The sequence below is a fragment of the Bradyrhizobium sp. genome, assembly GCF_049581145.1.
Classification (GTDB): Bacteria; Pseudomonadota; Alphaproteobacteria; order Rhizobiales; family Xanthobacteraceae; genus Bradyrhizobium.
Genome location: NZ_JBAURI010000452.1, coordinates 1 through 8,491 on the forward strand (window position 1 = coordinate 1; position 8,491 = coordinate 8,491).

6 protein-coding genes are annotated in these 8,491 nt (G+C 65.0%); 5 read left to right on the forward strand and 1 reads right to left on the reverse strand.

Annotated elements, in window-relative coordinates; genetic code table 11:
- Together WCB02_RS14645 and WCB02_RS14650 are read left to right on the forward strand one after the other, a co-directional pair.
- On the forward strand, positions 1-1,037 hold a 1,037-nt coding region (locus tag WCB02_RS14645; protein ID WP_423958937.1), incomplete at its 5' end, for a cation diffusion facilitator family transporter.
- Between the two features lie 215 nt (positions 1,038-1,252).
- Entirely contained in the window at positions 1,253-3,565 is a 2,313-nt protein-coding gene (locus WCB02_RS14650) for an ATP-binding protein (protein ID WP_423958938.1), read from the forward strand.
- Between the two features lie 86 nt (positions 3,566-3,651).
- Here the strand turns inward: WCB02_RS14650 and WCB02_RS14655 are convergent, their stop codons facing one another.
- Complete coding sequence (locus WCB02_RS14655; protein ID WP_423958939.1) at positions 3,652-4,545, reverse strand: LysR family transcriptional regulator; 894 nt, start codon at positions 4,543-4,545, stop codon at positions 3,652-3,654.
- Between the two features lie 244 nt (positions 4,546-4,789).
- On the opposite strand from WCB02_RS14655, the gene WCB02_RS14660 reads away from it, so the two are divergent.
- The 3 genes from WCB02_RS14660 to WCB02_RS14670 form a co-directional block, all read left to right on the forward strand.
- Positions 4,790-5,263, forward strand: coding sequence for a formate dehydrogenase subunit gamma (locus tag WCB02_RS14660; protein ID WP_423958942.1), 474 nt, complete (start codon positions 4,790-4,792; stop codon positions 5,261-5,263).
- On the forward strand, positions 5,260-6,816 hold the full coding sequence (locus WCB02_RS14665) for a formate dehydrogenase beta subunit (protein WP_423958940.1): 1,557 nt from the start codon (positions 5,260-5,262) through the stop codon (positions 6,814-6,816). The genes WCB02_RS14660 and WCB02_RS14665 overlap by 4 nt, the downstream gene beginning before the upstream one ends.
- Before the next feature lie 18 nt (positions 6,817-6,834).
- The coding region (locus tag WCB02_RS14670; protein ID WP_423958941.1) for a molybdopterin-dependent oxidoreductase at positions 6,835-8,491 on the forward strand (1,657 nt) is incomplete at its 3' end.

An 8,491-nucleotide genomic window follows, 5' to 3' on the forward strand; every position in this document is an offset into this window, starting at 1 on the left:
CGGCGATACCGTTCGTGGTGCTGCTGATCGACATCGCCGTGAACTTCTGGCGCGCGCGGGCGCTGCATCGCACGGCGCATGCAACGCAAAGCCAGGCGCTTGCCGCCGACGCGCTGCATTTCGCCTCCGACGTGCTGGGCTCGGTCGCCGTCATCATCGGGCTTGCGCTGTCCGGCCTCGGTTTCTGGTGGGGCGACGCCGCCGCCGCGGTCGCGGTCGCAGTGATGATCGCGACATTGGGCCTTCGGCTTGCGCGCTCCACCGTCGAAACCCTGCTCGACCGCGCTCCCGAAGGCGCCTCCGAGAAGGCGCGAGGCGCGATCAAGGCGCTGCCCGGCGTCGTCAATGTCGAACGCCTGCGGATCCGGATGGTCGGCTCGACGCACTTCATCGATGCCACCGTGCAGGTGCCGCGCACCTACCCGATCGACCGTGTCGACGAGATCAAGCGGAAGGCGCAGGCCGCCGTCACGGCCGCGCTCGGCGACGCCGACCTCACCTTCACCGCGGTGCCGGTGGCGCTCAGCAACGAGAGCCTGCGCGAGCGCATCATGGTGATCGCGCGCAATTCCGGCCTCGCCGTGCATCACGTCACCGTGCACGATCTCGGCGGCAAGCTCACCGTCAGCATCGACCTCGAAGTCGACGGCGACATGACGCTCACCGCCGCGCACGACATTGCCGCCGAACTCGAACGCAGCATCCGCGAGGAATTCGGCGCCGATGTCGAGGTCGACACCCATATCGAGCCGCTGGAACCGGAACTGCCGTTCGGCACCGACGCCGCACCCGAGCGCATCGAGACCATCAGCACGGCGCTGTCGCGGTTTGCCGCCGATACCGCGATCCATGACATCCATAATGTGCGGGTCCGCGATACCGACGCCGGCGAAATCGTCAACTTTCACTGCCGCGCCGCGCCCTCGATGAGCGTGATCAAGGTTCATGAGAATGTCGACGAGATCGAGCGGGCGCTGCGCCGGGCCTTTCCGACCGTGAAGCGCGTCATCAGCCACGCCGAGCCGCCCTATGCCTGAACGGCGCCATTAACGATTCACACTCCGTTCCTGTTTCGGACTCCCGGCTTAGGTAATTTCACGGTCACGTTTCTTCGTTGGACAAGATTTATTTGCTCCCGGGAATCGTTGACTCTCGACAGCCCCAAAAAACTGGATTCAAATCATCATGATTCGGGAGCTGCGTGGGGGTTCTTCCGAAGCGTGAGCAGGATGAATCTCCGGGGGTCCAAGGCATGGCGCGTGCGCATGCGGCGAGTGCGTGCGGCCAATCCGATTCGATCAAGGGATTGGCGCAGTCGATCGCGAAGCCGGCCTACCACAGGTTATTGACCGCCGAGCCGGCGTTGCGCCGTGCCGTGCCCACACTGATCATCGCCTTCCTCATCACCATCTGTCTCGGCGCCTTTGTGCAGGTACTCGATCAGAGCCGGCAGAAGCGCGCGGCGGCCAAGCGCGATCTCTCCGCGCTTGCCGACGTGCTCTCCGAGCGCATCGATCGCCTCGCCTCCAACAGGGTCGACCGCGAGCGCCTGCAGTCGCTGTTGCCCGACCTCGTTCCGTTCTGGGGCATCGCCGCGGGGCGGCATGTCATCATCACCGGCAGCGACCACAGCATTCTCGCCCGCGTTCCGATCGAATCCAGCCTCGGCGAAACCGACGGGATTCTCGATGCGATCAGCTCGGCGCAGATCCTGGCCGGCCCGAGCCTGCAGGGCGCCGTCGCCGACATGACGCTGCCGAACGGCAGCGTCGCGCTGGTGACGTCGGAGCTCATCAAGGCGCTGCCCGGCCGGATCGTCGTCATCCAGGAGAACACCCAGCCGCTCTGGGGTTCGGACTCCGCGCTGTCGGTCACGCTGTCGGCCACCACCGGCTTCGTCGTGCTGATTCTCGGCTTCGCATTCCACTGGCAGTCGACCCGCGCCCGCGAGGGCGATCTGATCAATGATGCCGTGCGCGGCCGGATCGATACCGCGCTCAACCGCGGGCGCTGTGGTCTATGGGACTGGGATCTGTCGCGCGGCCGGATCTTCTGGTCGCAATCGATGTTCACGCTTCTGGGACTGGACAGCCGCAGCGACCTTCTGACCTTCGGCGAGGTCAACGCGCTGGTGAAATCCGACGACATCGACCTGTTCGCCATCGCCGGCCAGCTGATCTCCGGCGAGATCGATCACATCGACCGGACGTTCCGCATGCAGCACACCACCGGGCACTGGATCTGGCTGCGCGTTCGCTGCGAACTCAGCCAGGGCGACAACGATGCCGGGCTGCACCTGATCGGGATCGCGGTCGACATCACCGAACAGAAGAGCCTCGCCGAAAAGACGGTGGAAGCCGATTTGCGGCTGCGCGACGCGATCGAGACCATCCCCGAGGCCTTCGTGCTGTGGGACGCCGGCAACCGCCTGGTGCTGTGCAATTCGCATTTCCAGCGACTGCACAGGCTGCCGGAGTCCGCCGTCACCCCCGGCACCTCCTATGAAACCGTGATCGAGGTCGGCAGCATGCCGCAGGTGCGCTCGCGGCAACACGACGCCGGCTCGCAGGCGCCCGGCGCGCGCACCTTCGAGGCGCAGCTCGACGACGGCAAGTGGCTCCATATCAGCGAACGCCGCACCAAGGACGGCGGCTACGTCTCGGTCGGAACCGACATCACCCGCATCAAGGAGCATGAGCAGAAGCTGGTCGACAACGACCTGCGGCTGCGTGCCACCGTCAACGACCTGCGGCGCTCGCAGGCCGCGCTGGAACGGCAGGCCCTCGAGCTCGCCGACCTCGCCGAGAAATACTCGCAGGAAAAAATCCGCGCCGAGGAAGCCAATCAGACCAAGTCGCGGTTCCTGGCCAATATGAGCCACGAGCTGCGCACGCCGCTCAATGCCATCATCGGCTTTTCCGAGATCATGGAGAGCGGCATGTTCGGTGCGCTCGGTTCGGAGAAATACCAGGAATACTGCCACGACATTCTGACCAGCGGTCATTATCTGCTCGAGGTGATCAACGACATCCTGGACATGTCGAAGATCGAGGCCGGCCGCATGAAGCTCGACATGGAGCTGCTCGATCTCTCCAAGACGCTGGCCGAGTCGCTGCGCGTCGTCTCCGGCCGCGCGCAGGACAAGAACCTCGTTCTGGACGCCGACATCGAAAGCATCATTTCGCTGGTCGCCGACCGCCGCGCCACCAAGCAGATCATCGTCAACCTGCTGTCGAATGCGGTGAAGTTCACCCCCGATGGCGGCAAGGTGGTAATCCGCAGCCGCATGCTCGACAACAGGATCACGCTGATGATCGCCGACACCGGCATCGGCATTGCGCCGCAATCGCTGGCGCGCCTCGGCCGCCCCTTCGAGCAGGTCGAGAGCCAGCTCACCAAGACCTATCACGGCTCGGGACTCGGGCTCGCGATCGCGCGGTCGCTGACCCATTTGCACGGCGGCACGATGAAGCTGCGTTCGAAGCTTGGCTCCGGCACCGTCGTTCTGGTGTCGCTGCCGCGCGATCCGCGCCGGGTGAAGCCGAAGATGTCGGTCGCGGCCTAGCTTTTCGATCGAGCATGATCTCTTCCGGAAAACCGCCGCGCACCCATTGGGTCGTAGCCCGAGGGCAGGCTTTTCCGGATCATGCTCTAGGACTGCAGCTTTGGCGCAATCTCGCGCGCGAGATGCACCAGGGCGGCGATCAAGGGCGTCATCGGATCGCGCTGCGGGATCACCAGCCCGACGCTGTAATTGACCTCGGGCTCGACGATCGGAATGCTGCGAACCCTGTCAGCCAGACCCAGCGTCTCGGCGAGCTTTGCCGGCATCACGCTGGCCCAGCGCCCGGTCTTGACGTGGGTATAGAGCACCAGCAGCGAGTTCGAGGTCAGCATCGGCGTCGCCTCGGCGCCGACCGACCGCAGCGCCCGATCGATGATCCGCCGGTTCTGCATGTCCGGCGTCAGCAGGCACAGCGGCACCTGCCCGACCTCCTTCCAGGTGACCTGATCGCGATCGCCGAACATCGCATCCGGCGAGGTCAAGAGCCGATAGCTTTCATTGTAGAGGGGGATGGTCCGCACCTTCCCGATCGGTTCGTTCTCGATATAGGTCAGGCCAGCGTCGACCTCGAGATTTTCGAGCAGGCCGAGCACGTCGGCCGAGGTGCAGGAGACGATGCGAAACCGCACATCCGGATAGCGGGCCCGAAACGGCGTCGTCAAGGACGCGACCATGCCGAGCACGGTCGGGATCGCCGCGATCCTGAGCTCGCCGGCGAGTCGGTCCTTCAGCCCGTTGATTTCCTGCCGCATCGCACGGGTATCGCCGACGATGCGCCGCGCCCAATCGAGCACCCGCTCACCTTCCGGGGTGAAACCCTGAAACCGCGACCCGCGTTGCACCAGCATCACGCCGAGAATTTCCTCGAGCTGCTTGATGCTGGTCGACATGGTCGGCTGAGTGACGCCGCAAGCCTCCGCGGCCCGGCCAAAATGCCGCTCCTTCGCCAGCGCCAGCAGAAGTTCAAGCTTGTCGATCAAATCGGATGCCTCCGGGGATCATCTAACATCGCTTCCGGCGATAACACGGCTGATCCGCGGCAAATATGCCAAAAGCCGGCCTGCCGAGCCCGTCATATCCTTAATTCCATTTTAATATCGGTCGATTTCAATCTTCTATCAATCGCATTTCCGTATCGCAGCATCAGACAGCTTTATTGATATTGGCGAGAATTCAATTTCTGATGGCGACAGCCTAACCCTCTGATCGAGAACGCGGATGCCGATGTCGAACGATGAGCCCTGGGATACCGCGCGCGCGGCCGACATCATTGCCGAACACGCCCCGACCGAGGGCGCGACGCTGGTCGTCCTGCACGCGCTGCAGGAGACGTTCGGCTATATCCCGGAGCCCGCCATCCCGATGGTTGCCGACGCGCTCAATCTATCGCGCGCGGAAGTCTACGGCGTGTTTACGTTCTACCACGATTTCCGCGAGAAACCGGCCGGACGGCACGTGCTGAAACTGTGCCGTGCCGAAGCCTGCCAGGCCGCGGGCGGCGATGCGCTGGCCGCGCACGCGGAAGCCAGGCTCGGCATTGCGTTCGGTCGCACCACGGCCGATGAGCGCGTCACACTGGAGCCGATCTATTGTCTCGGCCTTTGCGCCACCGCGCCGTCGGCGATGCTGGACGGCCGCGTCGTCGGACGGCTCGACGAATCGCGCCTCGATACGCTGATCGCGGAGGCGCAGCGATGAAAATGCGGATCTTCGTTCCCGGTGATGCCGGCGCGATTGCCGTCGGCGCCGATGATGTCGTTGCCGCACTCGAGCAGGTCGCGGAAAAGCACGACCTGCCGATCCAGATCGTCCGAAACGGATCGCGCGGACTCTATTGGCTGGAGCCGATGGTCGAGGTGGCGACCGTGAAGGGCCGCGTGGCGTACGGGCCGGTCAACGCGGCCGACGTCCCCTCTTTGTTCGATGCGATGGCATGCAATGGCCCGCACCCCCTGCGGCTCGGGCTTGCCGACGAAATCCCCTGGTTGAAGCGCCAGACCCGCCTGACCTTCGCGCGCTGCGGCGTGGTCGATCCGCGCTCGATCGAGGATTACCGCGCCCATGGCGGCTACAAGGGCCTGGAGCGCGCTTTGGCGTCGACGCCGGACGAGATTATCGCCGCTGTCACGGCATCCGGACTGCGCGGCCGCGGGGGTGCCGGCTTCCCCACCGGCATCAAGTGGAAGACGGTGGCGCAGAGCAGTGCGGACCGCAAGTTCATCGTCTGCAACGCCGACGAAGGCGACAGCGGAACCTTTGCCGACCGCATGATCATGGAAGGCGATCCCTTCGTGCTGATCGAAGGCATGACGATCGCTGGCGTCGCGGTCGGCGCGACCAAGGGCTACATCTACATCCGTTCCGAATATCCGCACGCGGTCGTGGCGATGAATGCGGCGATCGCCGCAGCCAGACGCGACGGCCATCTCGGCGCCGCGATCTGCGGCTCCGCCAGGAATTTCGATATCGAGGTCCGGGTCGGGGCTGGCGCCTATGTCTGCGGCGAGGAAACCTCGCTGCTGGAAAGCCTCGAAGGCCGTCGCGGCATCGTCCGCGCCAAGCCGCCGCTGCCGGCGCACAAGGGCCTGTTCGGCAAGCCGACCGTGATCAACAACCTGCTGTCATTCGCGGCAATCCCCTTCATCCTGGCCGACGGCGCCAAGGCCTATGCCGATTTCGGCATGGGACGCTCGCGCGGCACGATGCCGATCCAGCTCGCCGGCAATATCCGGTATGGCGGCCTGTTCGAGACCGCGTTCGGCGTCACGCTGGGCGAACTGGTCGACGATATCGGCGGCGGGACGGCTACCGGGCGACCGGTGCGCGCGGTGCAGGTCGGCGGGCCGCTCGGCGCCTATTTCCCGCGTCAATTGTTCGACACGCCGTTCGACTATGAGGCGTTCGCGGCGCGCGACGGCCTGATCGGCCATGGCGGCATCGTGGTGTTCGACGACAGCGTCGACATGGCGCGGCAAGCGCGTTTCGCGATGGAGTTTTGCGCCATCGAATCCTGCGGCAAATGTACGCCCTGCCGGATCGGCTCGACCCGAGGCGTCGAGACCATCGACAGGATCAGGCGCGGCGAGCGCGTCGGCGAGAACATCGCCTTGGTCGAGGATCTCTGCAGCACACTGAAATTGGGTTCGCTCTGCGCGCTCGGCGGCTTCACCTCCTACCCCGTTCTCAGCGCGCTGAAACATTTTCGAGAAGATTTCGGCCCCCAGCCGACCGGCCTGCAGGCCGCGGAATAGATATCGAGGACGATCGCCATGTCTCTTATTGAGGAAACCGATTTCGGCACCCCCCGCGCCAAATCCGACGTCATGGTGACGCTGACCATCGACGGCAACCAGGTCACGGTGCCCGAGGGCACCTCGATCATGCGCGCGGCGATGCAGGCCGGCACGCAGATCCCAAAGCTCTGCGCCACCGACATGGTCGATGCGTTCGGCTCCTGCCGGCTCTGCCTGGTCGAGATCGAGGGCCGCGCCGGCACGCCGGCGTCCTGCACCACGCCCGCAACGCCGGGCCTTGTCGTGCACACCCAGAGCGAACGGCTGAAAAAGCTGCGCAAGGGAGTGATGGAGCTCTACATTTCCGACCATCCGCTGGACTGCCTGACCTGCGCCGCGAACGGCGATTGCGAATTGCAGGACATGGCCGGCGCGGTCGGACTGCGCGACGTGCGCTATGGCTACCAGGGCGAGAACCATGTGTTCGGCAAAGTCGACGGCGCGCCGAACGCCGCGTGGATGCCGAAGGACGAGTCGAATCCCTATTTCACCTATGATCCCTCGAAATGCATCGTCTGCTCGCGCTGCGTCCGCGCCTGCGAGGAGGTGCAAGGCACCTTCGCGCTGACGATCTCCGGGCGCGGCTTCGACAGCCGTGTCTCGCCGGGCATGAGCGAGAGCTTTCTCGGCTCCGAATGCGTCTCCTGCGGCGCCTGCGTGCAGGCCTGTCCAACCGCGACCCTGACCGAAAAATCCGTCATCGAGATCGGCCAGCCCGAGCACTCGGTGGTGACGACCTGCGCCTATTGCGGCGTCGGCTGCGCCTTCAAGGCCGAGATGCGCGGCGAGGAAGTGGTGCGCATGGTTCCGTTCAAGGACGGCAAGGCCAATCGCGGCCATTCCTGCGTCAAGGGCCGGTTTGCCTGGGGCTACACCACCCACAAGGAGCGCATCCTCAAGCCGATGATCCGGGAAACGATCGACGATCCTTGGCGCGAAGTGTCCTGGGACGAGGCGTTCGGCTTTGCAGCCGACAGGCTCCGGGGCCTGCAGCAGAAGTACGGCCGCGATGCGATCGGCGGCATCACCTCGTCGCGCTGCACCAATGAAGAGACCTATCTGGTGCAGAAGCTGATCCGCGCCGGCTTCGGCAACAACAATGTCGATACCTGCGCCCGCGTCTGTCATTCGCCGACAGGCTATGGCCTGTCGACGGCGTTCGGCACCTCCGCGGGCACGCAGGATTTCGATTCGGTCGAGCAGACCGACGTCATCATGGTGATCGGCGCCAACCCGACCGACGCCCATCCGGTGTTCGCCTCGCGCATGAAGAAGCGGCTGCGCGCCGGCGCCAGGCTGATCGTGATCGATCCGCGCCGCACCGAACTGGTGCGATCGGCGCATATCAAGGCGGCGCAGCATCTGCCGCTTCGGCCGGGCACCAATGTCGCGGTCTTGACCGCGATGGCGCATGTGATCGTCACCGAGGGCCTCGTCAACGAGTCCTTCGTGCGCGAACGCTGCGACTGGAGCGAGTTCGAGGATTGGGCGTCCTTCGTGGCCCAGCCGAACCACAGCCCCGAGGCGACGGCGATCGTGACCGGCGTCGACCCCATGGAATTGCGCGCCGCGGCGCGGCTCTATGCGACCGGCGGCAACGCTGCGATCTATTACGGCCTCGGCGTCACCGAAC

Bases quoted from the DNA above. Each gene is read 5' to 3' on its own strand.
- WCB02_RS14660 (WP_423958942.1), top strand. From the start codon at position 4,790: ATGTCGAACGATGAGCCCTGGGATACCGCGCGCGCGGCCGACATCATT.
- WCB02_RS14665 (WP_423958940.1), top strand. From the start codon at position 5,260: ATGAAAATGCGGATCTTCGTTCCCGGTGATGCCGGCGCGATTGCCGTC.
- WCB02_RS14650 (WP_423958938.1), top strand. From the start codon at position 1,253: ATGGCGCGTGCGCATGCGGCGAGTGCGTGCGGCCAATCCGATTCGATC.